General features: G+C 70.1%; 19 protein-coding genes. 12 read left to right on the top strand and 7 right to left on the bottom strand.

Going from position 1 to position 22,685, the window contains the following annotated elements; genetic code table 11:
• Position 1 precedes the first annotated feature (1 nt).
• Together B4E97_RS05875 and B4E97_RS05870 are read left to right on the top strand one after the other, a co-directional pair.
• Positions 2 to 1,039 carry a GDP-mannose 4,6-dehydratase gene (locus B4E97_RS05875; protein WP_286959043.1) on the top strand — a complete coding sequence of 346 codons (1,038 nt, stop codon included), beginning with the start codon at positions 2 to 4 and terminating at the stop codon, positions 1,037 to 1,039.
• The gene (locus tag B4E97_RS05870) at positions 1,036 to 2,283 is read left to right on the top strand and encodes an aminotransferase class I/II-fold pyridoxal phosphate-dependent enzyme (RefSeq protein ID WP_286959042.1); all 1,248 of its coding nucleotides are present in this window, start codon (positions 1,036 to 1,038) and stop codon (positions 2,281 to 2,283) included. The genes B4E97_RS05875 and B4E97_RS05870 overlap by 4 nt, the downstream gene beginning before the upstream one ends.
• Positions 2,284 to 2,361: 78 nt before the next feature.
• On the opposite strand, the gene B4E97_RS05865 is transcribed toward B4E97_RS05870, so the two are convergent.
• The gene (locus B4E97_RS05865; RefSeq protein ID WP_286959041.1) at positions 2,362 to 4,647 is read right to left on the bottom strand and encodes an FG-GAP-like repeat-containing protein; all 2,286 of its coding nucleotides are present in this window, start codon (positions 4,645 to 4,647) and stop codon (positions 2,362 to 2,364) included.
• A 340-nt stretch (positions 4,648 to 4,987) separates the two neighbouring features.
• On the opposite strand from B4E97_RS05865, the gene B4E97_RS05860 reads away from it, so the two are divergent.
• Both B4E97_RS05860 and B4E97_RS05855 read left to right on the top strand, forming a co-directional pair.
• Positions 4,988 to 5,944, top strand: a complete 957-nt coding sequence (locus tag B4E97_RS05860) for a TIGR03885 family FMN-dependent LLM class oxidoreductase (protein ID WP_286959040.1) — start codon at positions 4,988 to 4,990, stop codon at positions 5,942 to 5,944.
• Between the two features lie 85 nt (positions 5,945 to 6,029).
• Positions 6,030 to 7,706, top strand: a complete 1,677-nt coding sequence (locus B4E97_RS05855; protein ID WP_286955705.1) for an alpha-amylase family protein — start codon at positions 6,030 to 6,032, stop codon at positions 7,704 to 7,706.
• Between the two features lie 111 nt (positions 7,707 to 7,817).
• Here the strand turns inward: B4E97_RS05855 and B4E97_RS05850 are convergent, their stop codons facing one another.
• A complete protein-coding gene (locus B4E97_RS05850) occupies positions 7,818 to 9,101 on the bottom strand; it encodes a cupin domain-containing protein (RefSeq protein ID WP_286955706.1) in 1,284 nt (427 codons plus the stop codon).
• Complete coding sequence (locus B4E97_RS05845) at positions 9,098 to 9,313, bottom strand: hypothetical protein (protein ID WP_029210705.1); 216 nt, start codon at positions 9,311 to 9,313, stop codon at positions 9,098 to 9,100. Before B4E97_RS05845 ends, B4E97_RS05850 begins: the two co-directional genes overlap by 4 nt.
• Before the next feature lie 130 nt (positions 9,314 to 9,443).
• Here B4E97_RS05845 and B4E97_RS05840 point away from each other — a divergent pair, with 130 nt between their 5' ends.
• The 3 genes from B4E97_RS05840 to B4E97_RS05830 are packed head-to-tail and all read left to right on the top strand — an operon-like array spanning position 9,444 to position 12,381.
• Positions 9,444 to 10,610: an acyl-CoA dehydrogenase family protein gene (locus tag B4E97_RS05840; protein ID WP_019285702.1), complete on the top strand. Its 1,167-nt coding sequence runs from the start codon at positions 9,444 to 9,446 to the stop codon at positions 10,608 to 10,610.
• 8 nt (positions 10,611 to 10,618) lie between these two features.
• Positions 10,619 to 11,551 carry a glycosyltransferase gene (locus B4E97_RS05835; RefSeq protein WP_286959039.1) on the top strand — a complete coding sequence of 311 codons (933 nt, stop codon included), beginning with the start codon at positions 10,619 to 10,621 and terminating at the stop codon, positions 11,549 to 11,551.
• Positions 11,548 to 12,381, top strand: a complete 834-nt coding sequence (locus B4E97_RS05830; protein ID WP_286959038.1) for a glycosyltransferase — start codon at positions 11,548 to 11,550, stop codon at positions 12,379 to 12,381. The genes B4E97_RS05835 and B4E97_RS05830 overlap by 4 nt, the downstream gene beginning before the upstream one ends.
• Before the next feature lie 18 nt (positions 12,382 to 12,399).
• Here B4E97_RS05830 and B4E97_RS05825 read toward each other — a convergent pair whose 3' ends face one another.
• From B4E97_RS05825 to B4E97_RS05815, 3 genes are all read right to left on the bottom strand, one after another.
• Complete coding sequence (locus B4E97_RS05825; protein WP_286959037.1) at positions 12,400 to 13,584, bottom strand: LCP family protein; 1,185 nt, start codon at positions 13,582 to 13,584, stop codon at positions 12,400 to 12,402.
• Between the two features lie 148 nt (positions 13,585 to 13,732).
• On the bottom strand, positions 13,733 to 14,176 hold the full coding sequence (locus B4E97_RS05820) for a DUF2304 domain-containing protein (protein ID WP_286959036.1): 444 nt from the start codon (positions 14,174 to 14,176) through the stop codon (positions 13,733 to 13,735).
• Complete coding sequence (locus tag B4E97_RS05815) at positions 14,173 to 14,856, bottom strand: glycosyltransferase family 2 protein (RefSeq protein WP_286959035.1); 684 nt, start codon at positions 14,854 to 14,856, stop codon at positions 14,173 to 14,175. Before B4E97_RS05815 ends, B4E97_RS05820 begins: the two co-directional genes overlap by 4 nt.
• Before the next feature lie 132 nt (positions 14,857 to 14,988).
• Here B4E97_RS05815 and glf point away from each other — a divergent pair, with 132 nt between their 5' ends.
• From glf to B4E97_RS05790, 5 genes are read left to right on the top strand one after another with little or no spacing between them, the layout of a single operon-like run.
• A complete protein-coding gene (glf, locus tag B4E97_RS05810; protein WP_029210696.1) occupies positions 14,989 to 16,176 on the top strand; it encodes a UDP-galactopyranose mutase in 1,188 nt (395 codons plus the stop codon).
• Complete coding sequence (locus B4E97_RS05805; protein WP_286959034.1) at positions 16,173 to 18,173, top strand: glycosyltransferase; 2,001 nt, start codon at positions 16,173 to 16,175, stop codon at positions 18,171 to 18,173. Before glf ends, B4E97_RS05805 begins: the two co-directional genes overlap by 4 nt.
• The gene (locus tag B4E97_RS05800) at positions 18,170 to 19,042 is read left to right on the top strand and encodes an ABC transporter permease (RefSeq protein ID WP_286959033.1); all 873 of its coding nucleotides are present in this window, start codon (positions 18,170 to 18,172) and stop codon (positions 19,040 to 19,042) included. The genes B4E97_RS05805 and B4E97_RS05800 overlap by 4 nt, the downstream gene beginning before the upstream one ends.
• A gap of 2 nt (positions 19,043 to 19,044) precedes the next feature.
• Positions 19,045 to 19,788: an ABC transporter ATP-binding protein gene (locus tag B4E97_RS05795; RefSeq protein ID WP_286959032.1), complete on the top strand. Its 744-nt coding sequence runs from the start codon at positions 19,045 to 19,047 to the stop codon at positions 19,786 to 19,788.
• The gene (locus tag B4E97_RS05790) at positions 19,785 to 21,821 is read left to right on the top strand and encodes a DUF6541 family protein (RefSeq protein WP_286959031.1); all 2,037 of its coding nucleotides are present in this window, start codon (positions 19,785 to 19,787) and stop codon (positions 21,819 to 21,821) included. Before B4E97_RS05795 ends, B4E97_RS05790 begins: the two co-directional genes overlap by 4 nt.
• A gap of 76 nt (positions 21,822 to 21,897) precedes the next feature.
• On the opposite strand, the gene B4E97_RS05785 is transcribed toward B4E97_RS05790, so the two are convergent.
• On the bottom strand, positions 21,898 to 22,685 hold a 788-nt coding region (locus B4E97_RS05785; RefSeq protein ID WP_286959030.1), incomplete at its 5' end, for an LGFP repeat-containing protein.

Below are 22,685 nucleotides of genomic sequence, written 5' to 3'. Positions count from 1 at the left end.
CATGACCGCACCGCAGCAGGACTCGTCCTCCGGAGCCACTCTCAAGGGCAAGCGGGTCCTCGTGACCGGCTCGGACGGGTTCATCGGCTCGCACCTCGTCGAGCGGCTCGTCGCCGACGGGGCGCAGGTCTCGGCCTTCTGCCTCTACAACTCCAACGGGTCCCTGGGCTGGCTCGACGAGTCGCCGAGCTTCCAGCAGGCGCTCAAGGACGGGCAGGCCGAGGTCGTGCTCGGCGACATCCGTGACCCCGAGCACGTGATGGCCTCGGTCGAGGGCATGGACGTCGTCCTGCACCTGGCGGCCCTCATCGCCATCCCCTTCTCCTACGTCGCGCCCCGCTCCTACGTCGAGACCAACGTGATCGGCACGCTCAACGTCCTCGAGGCGGTCCGCCGGCACGGGACGCCGCGCCTGGTCAACACCTCCACCTCCGAGGTCTACGGCACCCCCAAGGAGGTGCCGATCACCGAGACCCACGAGCTGCGCGGCCAGTCGCCCTACTCCGCCACCAAGATCAGCGCGGACAAGATGTGCGAGTCCTACGCGCTGTCCTTCGAGACGCCGGTGACGATCCTGCGGCCGTTCAACACCTACGGGCCGCGCCAGTCGACCCGCGCCGTCATCCCGACGGTCCTGTCGCAGATGCTCGTGGGTGCCGAGGAGATCCGCCTCGGGGCGGTCTCGCCCAAGCGCGACTTCACCTTCGCCACCGACACCGCGGACGGCTTCGTGCGCGCCGCGCTGACGGACGTCCCGCCGGGCGAGGTCATCCAGCTCGGCACCGGCCGCACGGACTCCATCGGCGAGATCGTCGAGATCTGCAAGCAGGTCACCGGCTCGTCCGCCCGCATCGTCACCGACGAGGAGCGCATCCGTCCCGCCGGGTCCGAGGTCGAGATCCTGCTCTCCGAGCCCCGCAAGGCCAAGGAGCTGCTGGGCTGGGAGCCCACGGTCTCGCTCGAGGACGGCCTGGCCCAGGTGGCCGAGTGGCTGCGCCCGCGCGTCGACGCCGACAAGGCCGCGAGGTACCACCGATGAGCGACGCCGAGACCGCCTCCGGCACCCCCGACGACGGCACCCCGGGCACCGGCGCCGCGACGAGCGCCCGCCACAGCGTGGGCGGCGAGGCGAACGCGCCCGGTGCCCACGAGCAGGGCTTCGTGCCGCTGTCCGTCCCCAACATCGGCGAGCTCGAGCGGCGCTACGTGCTGGAGGCCGTCGAGTCCGGGTTCGTGTCCTCCGTCGGGCCCTTCGTGTCCGAGTTCGAGGAGCGGTTCGCTGAGTATGTCGGCGCCGGCTACGCCGTCGCGACCTCCTCGGGCACGGCCGCCCTGCACGTCGCGCTGATCCTGCTCGGCGTCGAGCGCGACGACGAGGTGATGGTCAGCGACTTCACCTTCGTCGGGTCCATCAACCCGATCGCCTACCTCGGCGCCCGCGCCGTCCTCGTGGACAGCGACGCGTCCTGGGACCTCGACCCCGACCTGGTCGAGGGCGAGCTGCAACGGCGCGTCGACGCGGGCGAGCCCCTGCCCAAGGTCCTCGAGGTGGTTCACGTGCTCGGTCAGCCGGCCGACATGGGCCGGCTCGTCGAGATCTGCGAGCGGTTCGGCGTGGCCGTGCTCGAGGACGCCGCCGAGTCGCTCGGCGCGACCTGGACGACCGGGGAGCTGGCGGGACGTCATACGGGCACCGTCGGCCGCATCGGGTGCTACTCGTTCAACGGCAACAAGGTCGCCACCACCGGTGGCGGGGGCATGCTGGTGACCGACGACGAGGCCCTGGCCCGACGGGCCAAGCACCTCACCACCCAGGCCAAGGTGCCCGACATCGGCTACCTGCACGACGAGGTCGGCTACAACTACCGCCTCACCAACATCGCCGCCGGCCTCGGGCTCGCTCAGCTGGAGCGGCTGCCGGGCTTCCTCGAGGCCAAGCACCGCATCGCGAGGCGCTACGACGAGGCCTTCGCCGAGCTGCCGCTCACGCTTCCCCCGCGGATCGAGGGGACCGAGTCCAACGACTGGCTCTACTCCGTCCTCGTGCCCGAGGACAAGGGCGGCCGGGACGCGTTCATCGCGCACCTGAAGTCGCACCAGGTCCAGGGCCGGGCGCTGTGGCGGCCGCTGCACGCGCAACCGCCGTTCGCCGGCTCCACGGTGCTCGGTGGGGACGTCGGCGACGACCTGTTCGCCCGCGGCGTGTCCCTGCCCTGCTCCACCGACCTGACCGAGGCCAACCAGGAGCGGGTCGTCGAGGCCGTCCTGGCCTTCTTCGCCTGAGCGCGAGCCGGGCCGAAGCCGGGGGTGCGGTCGCCAGCGCACCCCCGGCTTCAGGTCAGGCCCCTGGTTCAGGTCGGGCTAGGACGTCCAGCGGTAGGTCAACGCGCCGCCAGCCACCTTGACCTGGCTGTAGGGCCAGGCCAGGTCGCCGTCACCGGTGAAGAGCACGTCGGACAAGGTCCCCGCGCCATCGAGCAGCAGCAGGCTCGTGGCGTAGGACGAGTAGCGCTCCGGTCCGACGAACTGCTGGTATCCCGCGAAGCTCGTCGACCCGGTGCTGGGCAGGGCCCGGCCGGGCCGGACGTTCGCCGCGGCGCCGGGGCCCGAGTAGAGCCGCAGGGATCCGCCGCTCGTCAGTCGGCCCAGCAGGTCAGGTCTGTTGTCGTAGTCCGCGTCGCCCACGGCGACGAGGGCGTTGAACCCCAGCCAGCCGGATCCCATCCGCACCCGAGGCCAGAAGAAGGCACCCGCGCCCGTGGCCCGGCCCATCCCCCGGTAGAGGTAGAGCACCCCCGCCGAGTCCCGGGCCAGCAGGTCCGCGTCGCCATCACGGTCCCAGTCGCCAGCGGCGAGCGGGACGTAGGAGCCCCACCCGCCCCCCGCGTAGACCCGCGGACCGACCCCGCCCCGGCCGTTGCCGGCGTAGAACCACAGTCCACCGTTGGCGTCACGAGCCAGCAGGTCACCGATGCCGTCGTCGTTCCAGTCCCCGGCGGCCATGATCGTGTTGTAGATGTTCCACCCCGCGCCGATCTGGGTACGGGTGGCGAGGGGAGCCCCGTCGCGGCCGGTGTTGCCGTAGAGCCAGAGGGCGCCGGCGGAGTCCTTGCCGATTAGGTCGTCGGCCCCGTCCCCGTCGAGGTCCGACGTCCCCTTGCCGGAGGCCTGGCGCAGGTCGAAGCTCGAGGCCACGGCGGTCGGGTCGGCCGCCGTGGCCCCCACGGCGGTGATCTGGGGCGCCTGGCTGCCCGCGACGAGGAGGTAGACGCCCGTCGTCTCGTCGCCGCTCCCGCCCGTCTGGTCGGGGTCCAGGTCCATCCGGAAGTAGGTGCTTGCTCCGTCCCGGGTCAGCCGGGGATTGGCCAGGGCCGCCCCCGCCGGTGCGGTGAAGCGCACGGACGTGGTCGCCGTGGCCGAGGTGCTCGAGCGCACCTTGAGACGCGAGGTGTTCGTCGCCTGGTCGTAGGTCGCGAAGGCCAGCGTGCCCGTCCGGGTGATCGTCGGGTCGTAGCCCCCGTCGGTCCCCGCCAGGACCGAGACGGCCCCGGACGCCGAGTCGACCCGCACCATCGGCGCCGTGGCACTCGCGTAGCTCACCGCGACGATGCTGCGACTGTCGCGGTCCCACACCGGCGTGCCGTAGGGCTGGGCCAGGGTGCGGGTCGAGCCGGTGTGCAGGTCGCGGACCTGGAGGTCGACGGGCACGAACGAGCCGGTCGCCGAGAGACGGTAGCGAGCCCACGCGAGGTACCGACCGTCGGGGGAGTAGCTCGGCTCCAGGTTGATCGGGGCGCCGGGGTCGCCGGCCCCGGCGCGGATGACGCTGGCCGTTCCGCGGCCGTCCGCCCGCTGGACCATGAGGTCAGCCTCGGTGTCCGAGGACCAGCGACCGTAGGCCACCCACTGGCCGTCCGCGCTGAACGCGGGGCTGACCGTGCTCGACGGCGCGGACGAGGGGTTCAGGGGGGTTGCCAGCGAGGCGTCGTTCTGCGCCTGCAGGCTGGCGGTCGCGGACGTGGCGGACGCAAAGTCCGGCGTGCCCGCGCCGGCGCCGGGGAACATCGTCAGTCCCGTCACCGCGCCGCCGTCGGGGCCGGTCATGGCGCAGGTGATCCTCGAGCCGTCGACCGGCAGCGAGATCCGATAGCTCGCGGGTCCTGCCGGAGACTGGTTGTCGTCGAGCAGGGCCCCAGCCGTGACCGCCGCCGAGCCGACCGTCTGCCAGGTGCTGCTGCCGTCGCGCAGCCGCGAGACGGTCGCGGTCCCCGTCGCGCCGGCCGGCGCGCTCCACACCAGCCAGGTCCGGTCGCGCAACTGGTTCGCCGAGAGGTTCACGTCCGAGCAGCCCGGGTGGGCGGCGGCGACCTTGGGCGCGGCGGCCGACGTCTGCAACCGCGTGCTCGTGCTCCTGCTCCTGGGGTGTCGGGTGGCCGAGGCCCCCGAGGGCGCACTGGTCGTGGTCGCGGAGAGTGCCGTGCTGCGACCGGCCGCGGGACGGCCTGGCACGCCTGAGCCCTGGTGGCCCGCACGCAGGTCGCGGGTGGCGACCTGGTTGCGGCCGTGCGTGTCCTGCGCGGAGAGGGACGCGGGGGCGGCGGTCGCTGCTGACGCGGTCAGAGAGGTGAGGCCGAGAGCCAGGGCCATGGCTCCCGTGGCGAGCCTGCGAGTCTCACGTGGGGTGCGTGGGGTGCGTGGGGTGCGTGGGGTGCGTGGGGTGCGTGGGGTGAGTGGGGGCGTGGTGGGCATCTGTGCTCCTGACAGGATGATCACTAGGGGTAGTCGAAAACTACTGTAAGTGATGACCAAAGGGGAGGAACCTGAACAACTACTACCGCGCGCCACCGCCCGGACGCGGCCGTCGGCGCCCTCAACGCCATCAACGTCAGGCGGACCGCCGTCGGCGGCCGTTCGACGGCCCGCTCCGCGCGCCGCAACCGCTGATCGGGCGAGGTTCCCAGCGCGACGGGCCGGGTAGGTGCCAGGGATGACCGTCGTTGGATTCCACTGCTCGCACGAACAGATCTCTCCCCGCCAGCTGCTCGCCGACGTGCAGCTGGCGGAGCAGGCCGGCTGGGACGCCGCCATGTGCTCGGACCACTGGGCGCCGTGGGGCTCGAGGCAGGGCCAGTCGGGCTTCGCCTGGTCCTGGCTCGGCGCCGTCCTCGCGAGCACCGACCTGCGCCTCGGCTGCGTCAACGCGCCGGGCTACCGCTACCACCCCGCGATCATCGCCCAGGCCTCAGCCACCCTGGCCCAGATGTTCCCCGGGCGCTTCTGGGTGGCGCTCGGCACGGGGGAGTACTCCAACGAGTTCATCACCGGAGAGGCCTGGCCGCCCAAGGCGGAGCGGCAGGAGCGTCTGCTGGAGTGCGCTGACATCATCCGTCGCCTGCACCGCGGCGAGACCGTCACGCACAAGGGGCACGTCACGGTCAACGAGGCCCGGCTCTGGACGCTGCCGGAGAAGCTGCCAGAGCTCATCCAGCCTGCGGTCTCCGTCGAGACCGCCCGCCAGGGAGCGGCCTGGGCGGACGGGGTGGCCACCATCAACCAGCCCCTGGACACGCTCAAGGGGCTGGTCGCGGCATACCGCGAGGCCGGCGGAGCCGGCACCCTCACCCTGCAGGTGCACGTCTCGTGGGCCCCCACCGAGGACGAGGCCTGGGAGATCGCCCGGGACCAGTGGAGCACCAACGTGTTCCCGCCGCCGGTGTGCTGGGACCTGACCACGAGCCAGCTCGACGTCGTCAGCCAGAACGTCTCCGACGAGCAGATCGCCCAGTCGGTCATCGTCAGCTCCGACCACCAGGCCATCGCCGCCCAGGTCAAGGAGATGGTGGACCTGGGCTTCGACGAGGTCTACCTGCACCACGTCGGCCAGTCCCAGGCGCAGTTCATCGAGACCTTCGCCGAGCACGTGGTGCCCCAGCTGCGCGGCTGAGCCGCGCCCATCGCCCCGCCCCGGCACGCGGCGGGCGCGCGGCATACGCATCCCCGGCCCCCGACCGAGCACCCGAGGAGAACCCATGCGCATCACCGAGACCGGCGACCTGTGGTGGAAGAACGCCGTCATCTACAGCCTCGACGTCGAGACCTACAACGACGGCAACGGCGACGGGATCGGCGACTTCGCCGGCCTCGCCGGACGCATCGACTACCTGGCCGAGCTCGGGGTGACCTGCCTGTGGCTCATGCCCTACTTCCCCAGCCCCGACCTCGACGACGGCTACGACATCACCGACTTCTACAACGTCGACCCGCGCCTCGGGAACCTGGGTGACTTCGTCGAGGTCACCCGCACCGCCCACGACCGGGGGATGCGGGTGATCATCGACCTCGTCATCAACCACACCTCCGACCAGCACCCGTGGTTCAAGCAGAGCCGCAAGAGCACCGACAACCCCTACCGCGACTGGTACGTCTGGCGCTCGGACACCCCGCCGGACACCTCCGACAAGGTCGTCTTTCCCGACCAGGAGGTCTCCATCTGGGAGAAGGACGACAAGACGGGGGAGTGGTACCTCCACAACTTCTACAAGCACCAGCCGGACCTCAACATCGCCAACCCCAAGGTGCGCGACGAGATCTTCAAGATCATCGGGTTCTGGGCTCAGCTCGGCGTCGACGGCTTCCGGATCGACGCCGTGCCCTTCATCTTCTCCACCGAGGGCAACACGCCCGAGGAGATCGAGGCCTTCGGCGACCCGCACGACTTCCTGCGCGACATCCGCGCCATGGTCGGCCGCCGCACCGGTGACGGGATCATCCTCGGCGAGGTCAACATCCCCTACAAGGACCAGTACACCTTCTTCGGCGAGGAGCACGGTGACGGCCTCACGATGCAGTTCGACTTCATCGGGATGCAGGCGGCCTACCTGTCGCTAGCGCGGCAGGACCCGGCCCCGCTGGTCAAGGCGCTCGGGCAGCGCCCGCAGCTGTCCCACGGCACCCAGTGGGCCAACTTCCTGCGCAACCACGACGAGCTCACCCTGGACAAGCTGACCGACAAGGAGCGCCAGGAGGTCTTCGACGCCTTCGGCCCGGAGCCGGAGATGCAGGTCTACGGCCGCGGGCTCAAGCGTCGCCTGCCCTCGATGATGGGCGGCGACCCCCGCCGGATCCGGATGGCCTACTCGCTGCTGTTCTCCCTCCCGGGGACCCCCTCCCTGTTCTACGGCGAGGAGATCGGGATGGGCGAGGTGCTCTCCGAGGAGGGCCGTATGGCGGTGCGCACCCCCATGCAGTGGACCCCCGAGTCGAGCGCCGGCTTCAGCACGGCCGGCGTCCGCAAGCTCGTGGCGCCGCTGCCGTCCGACGGCTACTCGCCCGAGCACGTCAACGTGGCCGACCAGCGCAGCGACCCCGACTCGCAGTACGCCTTCGTGCGCGACCTGATCTTCCGCTACCGGCAGCACCCGGAGCTGGGGTGGGGTCACCACGAGGTGATCGAGCAGCCGCACACGGCGGTGCTCGCGCTGCGCTGCCGGCACGAGGAGAACAGCGTCATCACCCTGCACAACTTCTCGCCGGACGGGGTCACGGTGGCGTTCTCCCTCGACGAGGAGCCGGGCACGGTGCTGGTCGACGTGTTCACCGGTGAGGAGTGCCGGCTCGACGACGAGGGCCGGATCGAGGTCGTGCTCGACGGCTACGGCTACCGCTGGTATCGCGTGCACGGCCCGGACGACCGCCGCCTCTACTGAGGCTCGCACGAGGCGAACTCCCCTCCCCTCGACAAAGATCGTGAGGGTCTGGTCCAAGGATGTTGGACCAAACCCTCACGATCTCGGCATCGTGCGGGGGAGGAGGGCGGGTCAGGCGGGGACGAGGACCCCGGCGCGCAGCAGGGTCCGCGCGGCCTCCTGCCCCAGCTCGGCGGCGGTGGTCTCACCACCGTCGAGGAGTATGTCGAGAGCCGGCCGACCGGCCGCGGGGATCCGCTGCAGCCCGAGGCGGCTGTCCAGCATGAGCTGCTCGTCGTCGGCCGGGACCGGCGAGACCGTGATCCGCAGGTGCGGGCGCAGCCGCAGCCGGGTGGCGTCGCCGAGGTCGAGCACCGCCTGGACCTGGGCGATCGGCGAGATCGGCGACAGCCGCCGTCCGGCCTCGTCACGGCGGGTCAGGGCCCGCGAGATGGAGGCGTCGTCGAGCTCCTCGATCGCGCGCACCAGCGCCGCCCGAGCCACCGCGAACCCGCTCGTGTCCGTCGAGATGTCGACCCCCAGGTCCAACGACCGGCGGACGTCGGGGTCGGAGGCCGCGCGGTCGAGGGCGAGCTCCCCGATGACCTCGGCGGCGGCATACGGCGTCCAGGTGTGGACCCCGATGGTGACGTGCGACGAGATCTCGCCGAAGGTCGAGGCCGCGTGGATCGTCCCCCGCGGGAGGTAGAGCACGTCGCCGGGCTCGAGCGTCACGTCGAGGACGGGCTCGGTGCGGGCCGCCTCCTCGACCTGGCTGCGGCGCTCCGCCCAGGGGTGGTGCCGCAGGGGCGCCTCCAGCACGGGCGCGTGGAGCACCCAGCGCTTGCGGCCGCTCGTCTGCACGACGAAGACGTCGTGCACGTCGTAGTGGTCGGCGAAGCCCTGGCTCTGCGGCGGCGTGATGTAGGCGTTGATCTGCACCGGGTGGCCGAGGTCGACCGCCAGCTGCTGGCCCAGGTCGACCAGCGCCGGCCAGGTGCGGTGCAGGCCCTGGGCGACGATCGTGGCCCCACCGGCGAACTCGCGGTGCAGCTGGTCGTCGCCGACCTGGTCGCGGACGCTCGCCCCCACGCCGCCGGCGGTGGTGAACAGGCTGTCGGGCAGCGGGGACCCGTCCTTGGCCAGCCGCAGGAAGGGCGCCCGCAGGCCCCGGCGGGACACCATCTCGTCCACCGCGTCGGGACCGAACAGGTCGGTGAAGTCACGCCCGTCCTCGGCCAGGGCCTCGGCGCCGGTGCGCAGCAGCGGACGGCGGCTCCACACCTCGGCGGCGAAGGTCTCGACGTCACCGACGAGACGAGCGAGTGCCGGGCGCTGCTGGGTCGCGGCTGCGTCGTCGGTGCTCCCGGCGCTCCCGGCGCTCCCGGTCGTGCGGCTGGCGGTGCCGGCGGTCATGCCCCGGGCTCGATCGTGGGGCCGCGGCCCTCGGACTGGTCCTCGTCGAGGTCGGCGCCGGCGAGCTCGGGGTCGTCCCCGCCCGACGAGGCCTGCTGGTTGTCGTCCTGGTCGTCCTTGGTGGGATAGAGCCCGGAGCGCGACACCTGGCCGGCGTCACCGTCCTGGGCCTGGTCCATCACCGAGGGCTCCTCTGGCTGCTGCGTGGTCATGCCTGCCTCCTCGCGTCGCGGGTATGGTCCTAGGACCATACCGAGCGGAGGCCCCCGGCATACGTGGCAGGTGGTGAGGGACACGCTCCCGGCCGCCGCCGGGAGAGCCGGGCGCAGGTAGGCTCGGCCCGTGGCTTCCAACACCGACTTCGACCTGTTCAAGACCTCTGAGGAGCACGAGGAGCTCCGCGCGATGCTGCGCGAGGTGGTCGCCGACAAGATCGCGCCCGCCGCCGCCGAGGTGGACGACAAGAGCATCTTCCCCCAGGTCGCCTACGACGCCCTGTGCCAGGTCGACCTCCAGGCGCCGCACGTGGCGGAGGAGTACGACGGGGTCGGCCTCGACGCTCTCGGCACCTGCATCGTAATCGAGGAGGTCGCCCGCGGGTGCGCCTCCTCCTCGCTGATCCCGGCCGTCAACAAGCTCGGCTCGATGCCCCTGATCCTGGCGGGGTCCGAGGAGGTCAAGCGCCGCTACCTGCCGCCGATGGCGCGCGGCGAGGCGATGTTCTCCTACGGCCTGTCCGAGCGTGAGGCCGGGTCCGACACGGCCGGCATGCGCACCCGGGCCCGCCGCGAGGGCGACGACTGGGTCCTCAACGGCACCAAGGCGTGGATCACCAACGCCGGCGTCTCCGAGTTCTACACCGTCCTCGCGGTCAGCGACCCCGACGGCCGCCGCGGCGCCAACGTCACGGCCTTCGTGGTCGAGAAGGGCGACGAGGGCTTCGGCTTCTCCGAGCCCGAGCGCAAGCTCGGCATCAAGGGCAGCCCCACCCGCGAGCTGCACCTCGACAACGTCCGCATCGGCGACGACCGCCGCGTCGGCGAGGTCGGCGACGGCCTCAAGATCGCGCTGCGCACCCTCGACCACACCCGCATCACGATCGGCGCCCAGGCCGTCGGGATCGCCCAGGGCGCCCTCGACCAGGCCGTGGCCTATGTCAAGGAGCGCAAGCAGTTCGGCAAGGCCATCGCCGAGTTCCAGGGCATGCAGTTCATGCTCGCCGACATGGCCATGGAGCTCGAGGCCGCCCGCCAGATGGTCTACGTCGCGGCCGCCAAGTCTGAGCGCGGCGACGCCGACCTTCCGTTCTTCGGCGCGGCCGCCAAGTGCTTCGCCTCCGACGTGGCGATGAAGGTCACCACCGACGCCGTCCAGGCGCTCGGCGGCGCCGGCTACACCAAGGACTTCCCGGTCGAGCGGATGATGCGCGACGCCAAGATCACCCAGATCTACGAGGGCACCAACCAGGTCCAGCGCCTGGTCATGGCACGTCAGCTGCTCAAGGGCTGACCGGCCGGATGACGCCTGACGCCTCCGTCGTCGCCGTGGTCGTGACCTGGAACCGGCACGACCTGCTCCTCGAGGTGCTGTCGGCGCTGCGATCCCAGACCCTGCCGGTCTCGCGGGTCGTGGTCGTCGACAACGCCTCCACCGACGGCACCGCCGAGACGCTCCGCGCCCAGGGCGAGGACGTCGTGACGGTGACGGCGCGCACCAACACCGGTGGGGCCGGGGGGTTCGCGATCGGCATACGGCTGGCGCTCGAGCTGGGGTGCGACGCCGTCTGGCTGATGGACGACGACACGGTCCCGGAGCCCGAGGCGCTGGCCGCCCTGGTGCGGGCCCGCGGCGAGTTCCCGCTCGGCACACCGGCGGTCGTCGCCAGCCGGGTCGTGTGGACCGACGGTCGTGACCACCCGATGAACACCCCGCGCCCGTCGCCCTTCGCGTCGGCGCAGGAGCGCGAGGCCGCGGCGTCGATCGGCTGCGTCCCGGTGCGCTCGGCGTCCTTCGTGTCGATCCTGTGCGACGCCGCCGCGGTGCGCGAGCGCGGTCTGCCGGTCGCGGACTACTTCCTGTGGAACGACGACTTCGAGTACTCCACGCGCCTGATCCGTGGTGGCCACGGCCTCGCCTGCCCGGGGTCGGTGGTGGTGCACAAGACCAGGACCTTCGGCTCGACCGACGCCGACCCGGGCCCCCGCTTCTACTACGAGGTCCGCAACAAGGTGTGGATGTGGACGCGCTCGCGGTCCCTGACGCCGGTGGAGAAGGTCGTCTACGGCGGGTCCTCCCTGCGGCGCTGGGTCCGGACCGTCGCGCGGTCCGGTGACCGCGGGACGCTGGTGCGGGGACTGGCCAGGGGTGTGCGCGACGGGGTGCTGCGCGGCCCGCGGCGCACCGAGGACGTCCTGTCGGAGGCCGTGGGGGAGCAGGGGCGAGCCGTATGACGGAGCTGCCGTTCAGCGTGCTGATGTGCGTCTACCGCGGAGACGACCCGGCCCACCTGCGCGAGGCCTTCGACTCCGTGACGGTCGAGCAGGTGCGACCTCCCGCCCAGGTCGTGCTGGTGCAGGACGGGCCGGTGCCGACCGCGCTCGACGAGGCGATCCAGCGGCTGGTCGCGGAGCCGGTGGTGCCGGTGGAGCTGGTCCGGCTCCCGGTCAACCGCGGTCTCGGCGTCGCCCTCACCGCCGGCCTGGCCCGGTGCGCCCACGACGTGGTCGCCCGGATGGACGCCGACGACATCTCGCTGCCCGACCGGTTCGCGGTGCAGCTGCCCGTCGTCGAGGGCGGCGCCGACGTGGTCGGGTCGGGGATGCTCGAGATCGGCTCGGGCCGGGACGACGTGGTGGGGCGGCGGGTGCCGCCGCTCACGCCCGAGCGGATCGTCGAGTCCTCCCGGATGGCGCAGCCGTTCAACCACCCGACCGTCGTCTACCGCCGCTCCGCCGTCGAGGCCGCCGGCGGCTACCAGGACTTCAAGCAGATGGAGGACTACCTGCTGTTCGCCCGGATGATCCAGGGCGGGGCACGGGTGGCCAACGTCGCCGAACCCTTGCTGTGCTACCGGGTGGGGGAGGGGGCCTACGCCCGCCGTGGCGGGTGGTCCATGCTGCGCACCGAGCTGGCGCTGCAGCGGCGCTTCCTCCGGATGGGGTTCACGACCCCGGCGCAGTGCGTGCGCAACGTGCTCGTCCGCGGGGTCTATCGCCTGGTGCCCGAGCAGCTGCGGCGCGTGGCCTACGGCGCGGTCATGGCGCGCCGCGGCGAGCGCTGACCTGCCGCAGCGCGGTGCTCAGGGGAGGGGCTGGTCGTTCTTGACCTTGTCGAAGAACGCCTGCGCCTTGGTCGTGTCCCACTTGACCGCCACGCCGGCCGCCGTGGGGTAGGCCGGGTTGGAGATCGGCACGACCAGCGACTGGCCGTCTGCGCCGGACGAGGCCCGCATCGCCTGCAGGACGCGGGTGAGGTCGGCCGGGGAGGTGCCGTCCCCGATCTTGACGCCCTCGGCCGCGCTGTGCGTGAAGCCCCAGTACCGCCAGGGGAGCAGGACGGTGGCCGGGCTGGCGGCCTTGCGCATGATGGCACCGAGGAACTGGCGCTGGCGCTTGGCCCGACCGAGGTCGCCCTCGGGGTCGGAGTACCGCGACCGCACGAAGCCCAGCGCCTGCGGCCCGCTGAGCGTCTGCTCGCCCTTCGTGAGGTTGATGCCGGCCTTCTCGTCGACCATGTCGAACGGCACGTTCACGGACACGCCGCCGAGCGAGTCCACGACCCTGGCGAACCCGCCGAAGCCGATCTCGACGTAGCCGTCCACGTGCACGCCGGTCGCCTGCTCCACGGTCTCGACGAGAAGCGTCGGCCCCCCGATGGAGTAGGCGGCGTTGATCTTGTTGCGGTGGTGTCCCGGGATCGGCACGTAGGAGTCGCGCGGCAGCGACACGAGCGCCGACCTCTGCCCGGTCTCGGAGACGTGGACGAGGATGATCGAGTCGGTCCGCTGCCCCGCGTCGTCGCCGGTCGCGAGCTGCTGCTGCTCCTCGGAGCTGAGCCCGGCCCGCGAGTCCGAGCCCACGAGCAGGTAGTTGAAGCCGCTCACCCGCGCGGGACGGTCCCCCGCAGGGGAGGCGTCCACGGTGGACACGGAGCTCCACGCGTGCAGCGGGGTGATGACGAGGAAGGCGATCCAGGCCAGCAGCGCCACGAGCAGCAGCGCCACCACCCGCCGACGGCGGTGCACCCGGCGCGGCGGACGACCCGGCCGTGCGCCGTGGCGACGCTCCGGGGGCCGGGTGGGCGGCGGCTGGACGGGCCGGGGCGACTGGGCGGGCATCTGCCGGGTGCCGGAGCGGACGTCGTCGTCGTCCCCGTGGTCGTATGCCGCGCCCGGCGGGTAGGCCGGGCCGCCGTGACGGGGCTGGTCCCCCCAGTCGGCGTCGTGCCCGTCGCCCCGCCTGTCGCCCCGCCTGTCGTCACGCACGTCGTCACGGTCGCGGGATTCTTCAGGAGGGCGGCGCCCGGTGATGCGACTCGCGCCCCCCAGAGGGTTGCGCGGGCTGGACATCCGGCCGCGACGCTTGCGCGTGTCGACGACGTAGGAATCGGTGTCGTCGTGCGGGTGTCGGTCGTCAGCGGGCGTCATCGGTCGGGCCGGCCTCCGGGTCGGGGACGTCGGTCATGTCTTCGGGACGCATCACCGTAGCCCCAGGTTGTCCCTGGGGCCTGGACGCCACCTCCGGGTGTCGGGCGGCGGCCTCGTCGAGGGCGATGCGGCGGGAGAGCCGGGTGAACCGCACGTCCATCTCGCGGAAGCGCAGGTGGGTGCTCATCATGTAGCCGAGGAAGGCGATCACCAGGATGTAGAGCACCAGGTCGGTGCCACGTCCGACGCCCACGGCCCGGGCCAGGCCGACCCAGACCGACGGGAAGATGATCGAGTACACCGCGAAGGCGGCGAACGCGAACATGCCGAGGCGGCGGATGGCCTGGGTGCGCGCACCCCGCGCCGTGGTCATCCGCAGGAGCACGACGACGACGGCGGCGATCAGCGCGAGCTGGATGAGGGCCTTCACTTGAACATCAGCTCCACGAGGATGTTGACCGAGTTCCACAGGGACTGGCCCTTGGAGACCGAGTAGTCGGTGTAGAGGATGTGGACCGGCTCCTCGGCATATCGCACGCGTCGGCCGTCGATCTGCAGCGCCCCGATCTGCGCGACGATCTCCGAGGCGTGGGCCATGCGGTTCATCGTGATGTCGAGCCGCTCGACGACAGGCCTGGACAGCACTCGCAGCCCGTTGTGCGCGTCGGTGAGGCGAGTGCCGGTGGAGAGGTTGGTGTAGGCGACGGCCAGGCGGAGCACGAGCTTCTTGAGCGCGCTCGGTTGGGTCCGCTCGTCCAGGAACCGCGACCCGAAGATCACGTCGAGGTCGTCGCGTCGGATGCGCTGGAGCATCTGCAGGACGTCGTCAACCTGGTGCTGGCCGTCTGCGTCGAAGGTGACGACGTACTCCATCCCCGGGTCGGTCAGGGCGAACTCGAAGCCGGTCTGCAGCGCGGCGCCCTGCCCCATGTTGACCGGGTGCTGGACGAGCCGGGCCCCGGCCGCGAGGGCGCGTGCCGCGCTCGCGTCCTTGGACCCGTCGTCGACGCACACGATGTTGGGGAAGGTCCGGCGGGCATGCGTGATGACGTCGCCGATCACCGTCGCCTCGTTGTAGAGGGGGACGACCAGCCAGACGTTCTCATTCACGCGGCACACGATACGGGCTCGTGAGCGCCGTGCGGGGGCGCCATGCCGCCACGCCTGGCCGCTCCGCGGCGGGGCCAGCAGGGTGAAGTAGGGTGAACCAACACCTGGCAGCACACCTCTTGGGAGTATCGCGTGAACCCAGATCTCGTCGTCGTCGGCGCCGGCCTCTTCGGGCTGACCGTCGCCCAGCAGGTGGCGGAGCGCTTCGACCGCAAGGTCCTGGTCCTCGACCGGCGCCACCACGTGGGGGGCAACGCCTACAGCGAGATCGACCCCGAGACGGGGATCGAGGTGCACAAGTACGGCGCACACCTGTTCCACACGTCCAACGAGCGGGTGTGGGACTACGTCAACCGGTTCACGTCCTTCACGGGCTACCAGCACCGCGTGTACACCAGCCACGGCGGCGAGGTCTACCCCATGCCGATCAACCTCGGCACGATCAACCAGTTCTTCCGCTCGTCCTACTCGCCGGACGAGGCGCGCGCGCTGATCCGCGAGCAGTCCGCGGAGCTGGGGGACAAGGAGCCCGAGAACTTCGTCGAGAAGGGCGTGTCCCTCATCGGGCGCCCGCTCTACGAGGCCTTCATCGCGCACTACACCGCCAAGCAGTGGCAGACCGACCCCGAGAAGCTGTCGGCCGACATCATCAGCCGGCTGCCCGTGCGGTTCACCTACGACAACCGCTACTTCAACGACACCTACGAGGGCCTGCCGACCCGCGGCTACACCCACTGGCTACAGACCATGGCCGACCACCCCAACATCGAGGTCCGCCTCGAGACGGACTTCTTCGACGAGGGCCAGGAGCTGTCCCGGGGCAACGTCGTGGGCAACGTGCCGGTCGTCTACACCGGCCCCGTCGACCGTTACTTCGACTACCAGGCGGGCCGCCTCGGCTGGCGGACCATCGACCTGGAGGAGCAGCGCCTCGACGTGGGCGACTTCCAGGGCTGTCCGGTCATGAACTACCCCGACGCCGACGTGCCCTTCACCCGCATCCTGGAGTTCCGGCACTTCCACCCCGAGCGGGACATGGCCAAGGACAAGACGATCATCCACCGCGAGTACTCCCGCTTCGCCGGCGACAGCGACGAGCCCTACTACCCGGTCAACACGCCCGAGGACCGCCAGCAGCTGCTGGCCTACCGCGACCTGGGGCGCGCGGAGCAGGGGGTCCTGTTCGGGGGCCGCCTCGGCACCTACAAGTACTTCGACATGCACATGGCCATCGGCGCCGCGCTGAGCATGGTCGACAACAAGCTCGCCCCGCACTTCGAGCAGGGCGAGGCGCTGGTCAGTGGAGGAGTGGACGCATGAGCACCCAGACCGCGCTCGAGGGCACCACGGTCGCCACGACGGACTGGACGACCGTCGCCCGCGTCGTCCTGCCCCTGGAGTCCGACGAGGACACCATGCCCCTCTACCTGGACTTCGGCCGCGCCTCGGTCGCCAGCGAGGACAATGGCAAGAGCGACGAGATGGCCGGGGCGAGCTCCACGACGGACGCCCTGCACGGCGAGCACATCCTGTCCCGTCGGAGCGTGAAGGTCCCGGAGGGCAACCGGACCTCCTTCGGCACCTACTTCAACGCCTTCCCCGCCAGCTACTGGCGGGCCTGGACGGTCGTTCAGAAGGTGCGTCTGCGCGTCACGACCACCGGCTTGGGCACGATCATGATCTACCGCTCCAACGCGTCCGGGCGGGCCCAGCGCGTCAAGACCCAGACCTTGTCGGGCGACTCCGTCGCCACCCTCGTCGAGCTGGACCTCAAGGCCTTCGCCGACGGCGGGTGGTACTGGTTCGACCTCGTCGCGGGGGAGAGGGGCATCGTCCTGGACGAGGCCGACTGGCAGGTCGACGCCGAGCCCGTACGGCCCGGGACGCTCAGCATCGGCATCACGACCTTCAACCGGGCCGACTTCTGCGCCCAGACCGTGCAGGCGCTCGCCGAGGCCGAGGAGCTGCGCCGCCGGATCGACATGGTCTACGTCGTCGACCAGGGCACGCAGGCCGTCGAGGAAGAGCCGACCTGGCCGGGCGCCGCGGCCGCACTCGGTGGCCAGCTACGGCTCATCCATCAGGACAACCTCGGCGGTTCGGGAGGCTTCTCCCGCGGGATGTACGAGTCGGTCACCGCCGACCGCAGCACCTACCACATGGTGCTCGACGACGACGTCAACATCGAGCCCGAGGGCATCCTACGAGCGCTGGACTTCGCCGGCTACTGCCGTGTCCCGACCATCGTCGGCGGCCACATGTTCGACCTGCACAACCGCTCGGTGCTGCACGCCTTCGGCGAGGAGGTCAATCGCTGGCGCTGGTGGTGGGGATCGGTCAACGGGCTGAAGGAGCGGCACGACCTGTCCAAGTCCAACCTGCGCTCCACGAGCTTTCTGCACCGGCGCGTCGACGTGGACTACAACGGATGGTGGATGTGCCTCATCCCGACCCAGGTGATCCGCGAGATCGGTCTGTCGCTGCCCATCTTCATCAAGTGGGACGACGCTGAGTACGGCCTGCGCGCGCGGGAGGCCGGCTACCCGACGGTGTCCCTGCCGGGCGCCGCGGTGTGGCACGTGTCCTGGACCGACAAGGACGACAGTGTCGACTGGCAGGCCTACTACCACGAGCGCAACCGCCTGCTCGTCGGCCTGCTGCACTCGCCCTATGACAACGGCGGGCGACTGCTGAAGGAGCTCTTCTTCACAGACGTGAAGCACACGATCTCCTCGCAGTACTACGCGCAGTCCCTGCGCATCAAGGCCGTGAAGGACATCCTCAGCGGGCCCGACCACCTGCACCGGACGATCTCGACGACCATGCCCGAGCTGCGCGGCATGGCCAAGGAGTTCGACGACTCGCGCTACTCGCCGGACCCGGACGCGTACCCGATGGTCAACAAGACCAAGCCGCTGCGCAAGGGACGGCTACCCCAGCAACCCAACGCCATGACCGTGGCGCCGTTCGCCATCAAGACGGCGCTGCGCCACCTGCTGCCGCCGCGGGCGAACGCCCAGGAGCAGCCGCAGGCGATGATCCCGCACTACAACAGCAAGTTCTGGATCCTGTCGCAGTACGACTCGGCGGTCGTCTCGAAGGCCGATGGCACGGGTGCCGCGTGGTACAAGCGAGACCCCGAGAAGTTCCGTGAGCTGCTGGGCGAGAGCTCGTTGCTGCGCGCGCGGCTGCGTACCGAGTGGCACCAGCTCCGGAAGGCGTACCGCGCCCGTGCTCAGGAGCTGACCTCGATGGGGTCCTGGGCTCGGACCTTCGGTCTCGACGAGGGCCGCGGCGGCGCGGATCGGGAGCGATGAGCCCGTCCTCGACATCGCTGGCGGACCAACCCCTGGTCGCCCCAGGACGGTCGAATGGTCTGCTCGAGATCCCGCGGTGGCGCTTCCTGCTCTCCTTGCTCGTGCGCAAGGAGCTGCGGGTGCGCTACCGCGGGTCGGCGCTCGGCCTGCTGTGGAGCTACGTCAAGCCGGCCGTGCAGATCTTCGTCTTCTACCTGGCCCTGGGGAAGTTCCTCCGGCTGGAGGAGTCGATCCACAACTACGTGATCTACATGTTCTCGGGCATCGTGATGGTCAACTTCTTCAACGAGGTGTTCGGCAACACCACGAAGTCCATCGTCTGGAACGCCGACCTGGTGAAGAAGATCTACCTGCCGCGGGAGCTGTTCCCCGTCGCGAGCGTGCTGGTGGCCTTCATCCACTTCATCCCGCAGCTGATCGTCCTCATGCTGGGCGCTCTCGTGGTGGGCTGGCGGCCGGGGCCGCTCAACCTCCTGGCCGGGCTGGGGGCGATCCTCGTGGTCGGCGTCCTGGCTCTCGGGCTGGGACTGTTGTTCGGGGCGGTCAATGTGCTGTTCCGGGACTCGGAGAACTTCGTCGACCTCATCGTCATGATGGCGACCTGGCTCTCACCGGTCCTCTACACCTGGGAGAAGGTGCACCAGGAGGTGCCCGGCTGGGCCTGGTGGATCTACCAGGCCAACCCGCTGACCGCGGCCGTGGAGCTCATTCACTACGCTTTCTGGATCCCCACCCGCGGAGTCTCCGCGACCATGCCGCCGAACTGGGTGGCGTGGAGCCTGGCGGGACTCGCCGTGTCCTCGTTGATCCTGCTCGTCGGGCAGATGACCTTCAGGCGGCTCGAGGGTCGCTTCGCGCAGGAGCTGTGAGCATGACCGAGCCACTTCCCGTCGTTGAGGTCGGGCACGTCGACAAGCGCTTCACCCTGCGGCACTCCCACTCCCTCAAGGAGTGGGCCATGTGGACCGTCCGAGGACGCAAGGGCGAGCTCTCCGAGACCTTCCTGGCCCTGGAGGACGTGTCGCTGACCATCGCCCAGGGCGAGTCCGTGGGCCTGCTCGGCTTCAACGGTTCGGGCAAATCCACCCTGCTGAAGCTGCTCTCCGGTGTCATGCTGCCCGACGCCGGCAGCATCGGGATCCGGGGACGGATCGCGGGGCTGATCGAGGTGGGCGCAGGCTTCCACCCCGACCTCACCGGACGCGAGAACGTCTACCTGAACGGCTCGATCCTGGGGATGAGCGAGAAGGAGATCGACGCGAAGTTCGACGAGATCGTCGCCTTCAGCGAGATCGAGAAGTTCATCGACACCGAAGTGAAGTTCTACTCCTCGGGCATGTTCCTGCGACTGGCGTTCGCGGTGGCCGCCCACTCCGAGCCGGACATCTTCCTGATCGACGAGATCCTGGCAGTCGGTGACGAGCCCTTCCAGCGCAAGTGTCTCGAACGGGTGGGGGCACTGCGGGAGATGGGGCAGACCCTCGTGGTGGTGACCCACGACCTCGACATGGTGCAACGGGTGTGCGACCGTGGGGTCGTCCTCGACCAGGGGCGCCTTGTGCACGACGGTCCGATCGGGGCAGCCGTGGCCCACCTGCGAGGAGAGCCCGCGTGACCTGGGTTCCTGTCCTCCCTGCACTCGTCATTGCTGGACTCGTGCTCACCGTCCCTGGGCTTGTGGTCGGCGCGGCCCTCGGCCTACGTCGCGAGCCCTGGCTGGGGGCGGCTCCCCTCCTCTCGGTGGGCTGCGTCGGGATTGCCATTCCCGTCTCGGCTGTGCTTGGGATCGAATGGGGCTTACTGCCGATCGTTCTGACGACCTTGTCCCTTTCGGCCCTGGGCGGAGGTTGCTGGTGGCTGGTGCGGCGGGTAGTACCCGGCCTCGCGGCTACCGATCCAGGGGTGCATACGTCGCGTCCGGTCAGCGATCACCTGGTGTTCCTTGGCACGATCGCCGCTTGCGCCGTCTGGGTCGGTGCCATCTGCATCCACACGATCGGTGACGTGGCCACGGTCCAACAGACCTACGACGCGGTGTTCCACCTCAATGCCATCAGCCGCGTTGCGGAAGCCGGTTCCGCCACGCCCGACGTCGTGGTGTCCACGTCCAACACCCGCGATCCCAGCACCTTCTACCCGCCAACCTTCCATGCTCTGGGCGGGTTGCTGGTCTCGCTGCTCGGTGTCACGCCTGTGGTGTCAGCCAACGTGGTGGCAGTTGTCACCGCCGCCGTCGTGTGGGTCCCATCGGCCGCTCTGTTGGCTCACGTCGTGATGGCGCGCCACCGATTCGGTGTTTTGGCTGCAACCATCGCCGCCTGCACCTTTCCGCTGTTTCCCTACCTACTGATGTCCTTTGGCGTGCTGTGGCCTAACCTGCTCAGTATCGCAGTACTGCCAGCGGTCCTCTCGGTCATCGTGGTCGTGCTGGCGCAGGCGCCGGTCCCAACGATCCCGTGGATCTCCGCCCTGGCCGCTGGTTTGCTGAGCACCGCAGGGCTCTACTACGCCCACCCTGGTGGCATTTTTGCTGCTATCGCGCTCGGCTTGCCAGTGCTGCTTACCGTCGTGATGGGCCGGCTCGTGGTCCTTTGGCGGCGCTTCCGGTTCGGCCCGCTGTGGGTGGTGCTCGTCCTCGTCGCGATAGTCCTGGCCGTTCGGGTCAGCTGGGGCTGGTTGCTGGAGGTCCCGCAGGTCGCCAGTACGGTTCAGTTCGACTGGCCGGCAGGGATGACAGAGGCGCAGGCGATCGGCAACGCCTATGCTTTGGCGACCCCGCTGTCGAGCGCGACCTGGCTGCTGGCGGCACTTGTGCTGTGGGGCGCGGTCGTGGCGGTCAAGCGCCCTCACCAGCGGTGGCTAGTCCTGGCTCACGCCCTGGCGATGTACCTTTACACGCTCGCTGCCGGGTCGGACGAAGCGCTATCCAACGAACTGACGGGATTCTGGTACAACGATCAGTATAGGCTGGCCGCTTTGTTGCCGATCACGGCCGCGCCGCTCGTGGGCATCGGACTCCTGGGTGCGCGTGACATGGCTCTGGGAGCCCTGGCCGAATGGCACCGCTGCTGTCACTGGCGGGCCACTCCTCATATGCGCGCGTCGTCCGAGGGATCCCGCGCCTGGGAGTGGGGTATCGGCGTGGGCATCCTGGGCCTGTTCATCCTGCTCCTGCCGGGCCACCTGCTACCGAGCAATCCGCGCTCCACGCTACAGCGCGGCTACTACCCCTCGAGTCAGGCCGAAGAGTTGGTAGACATCCCAGAGCGCGAGCTTTACGCCCGACTCTTGGCGCCCAGCAAGGGAGACGGCCAGACGGTTATTGGCGACCCGTGGAGTGGCGGTGGATTAGCCGGGCCGATCAGCGGCCGAAAATCGGTGCTGGGCCACATGGTCAACATCATGGACGCTGATCGTCAGTTGCTGTCGAGGCACTTCAAGGAAATTGGGACCGACCCTCGCGTCTGTGCTGCGGCCCAGCGACTCCGCGTCGGGTACGCGGTGGAGGACAGCCGAACCTTCTGGCCCTACGACAGGCGTAGTCAGGGGTATCCAGGACTGGATGGTCTGCAGAGTCGCCCAGGTCTGACCGAGATCGGTCGCGAAGGAACAGTCAGCGTCTATCGAGTCGAGCCCTGCCGTTCCTAGTTGGCTGTGCAGCCCAGCCCGGTAGGGCTTGGGGCCCGGGACGCCTCAGATGCCCGGGCCCCCGGATGCCCTGGCGTCAGCGCGCGCTCGTGCTAGTGGCACCTGTCGTGCGGTTCCAGCGGACTACGCCGCCATCGAAGAACTGGGTAGCCCCGGTCTGCGTCGCAATGGGGTTCGAACGCGGCATACCGAGCGACCCGGCAGGGCCGCCAACCTTCAGGTATGTGCTGAGCAGCGAACCCTCGGAGCGGTAGACGTTGCCATCGAGGCGGGCGAAGAGCCGCCCTCGCTCGAAGGACTGATACCACCCGCCGGTCGAGCGGGCTCCAGAACCCGTGGGCAGACCCATGGAGGAGTTGGAGGGCCCACCCGTCCTGTACCAGAAGTTCCGGAGCGATCCTGAGACAGCTGAGATCTGTCCCGCCCGCGTCTGCACGATGTCGACCCCAAGGCTGAAGGACGAGTACCACCCGCCGGACGCGGCCGAGCGTTCGTCGTTGACCGGCACGCCATAGGCTCGCTGCCCACCGAGACGCCACCAGGCGTTGTCGATCCCCGGACCGATAACCTTAGTGCCCGCCCACGAGTTGTAGATCCGAGTGCCGCCGGTGAACGCCGTCTTGAGCAGGCCAGCACCGACTCTGGACTCTCCGACACTCACAGCGCCGTACTTGCCCGAGCCGCCGGTGGCGACATACCGCTTGTAGATCGGGCTGTTGAAGCCGGAGCCGTTCCAGCCGGCGAGGGCGGCGGCGCCGGCGCGCAGCTCGTCCATGCGCGGGTAGAGGTAGCGGCCGGGGCACGCGGTGTTGCTGGACTCGCGGTGCGCGGCGATGTTCTTGGCGTAGTAGGCGCTGCCCTTGG

It is taken from the genome of Arsenicicoccus sp. UBA7492, from assembly GCF_002479615.1.
Lineage (GTDB): Bacteria > Actinomycetota > Actinomycetes > Actinomycetales > Dermatophilaceae > Arsenicicoccus > Arsenicicoccus bolidensis.
The sequence above is the reverse complement of the archived record's forward strand: the minus strand, read 5'-3'. Positions and strand labels throughout refer to the sequence as shown.

Coding starts and splice junctions, on each gene's coding strand:
- B4E97_RS05875 (WP_286959043.1), top strand. CDS start 2: ATGACCGCACCGCAGCAGGACTCGTCCTCCGGAGCCACTCTCAAGGGC.
- B4E97_RS05870 (WP_286959042.1), top strand. CDS start 1,036: ATGAGCGACGCCGAGACCGCCTCCGGCACCCCCGACGACGGCACCCCG.
- B4E97_RS05865 (WP_286959041.1), bottom strand. CDS start 4,647: ATGGCCCTGGCTCTCGGCCTCACCTCTCTGACCGCGTCAGCAGCGACC.
- B4E97_RS05860 (WP_286959040.1), top strand. CDS start 4,988: ATGACCGTCGTTGGATTCCACTGCTCGCACGAACAGATCTCTCCCCGC.
- B4E97_RS05855 (WP_286955705.1), top strand. CDS start 6,030: ATGCGCATCACCGAGACCGGCGACCTGTGGTGGAAGAACGCCGTCATC.
- B4E97_RS05850 (WP_286955706.1), bottom strand. CDS start 9,101: ATGACCGCCGGCACCGCCAGCCGCACGACCGGGAGCGCCGGGAGCGCC.
- B4E97_RS05845 (WP_029210705.1), bottom strand. CDS start 9,313: ATGACCACGCAGCAGCCAGAGGAGCCCTCGGTGATGGACCAGGCCCAG.
- B4E97_RS05835 (WP_286959039.1), top strand. CDS start 10,619: ATGACGCCTGACGCCTCCGTCGTCGCCGTGGTCGTGACCTGGAACCGG.
- B4E97_RS05830 (WP_286959038.1), top strand. CDS start 11,548: ATGACGGAGCTGCCGTTCAGCGTGCTGATGTGCGTCTACCGCGGAGAC.
- B4E97_RS05805 (WP_286959034.1), top strand. CDS start 16,173: ATGAGCACCCAGACCGCGCTCGAGGGCACCACGGTCGCCACGACGGAC.
- B4E97_RS05800 (WP_286959033.1), top strand. CDS start 18,170: ATGAGCCCGTCCTCGACATCGCTGGCGGACCAACCCCTGGTCGCCCCA.
- B4E97_RS05795 (WP_286959032.1), top strand. CDS start 19,045: ATGACCGAGCCACTTCCCGTCGTTGAGGTCGGGCACGTCGACAAGCGC.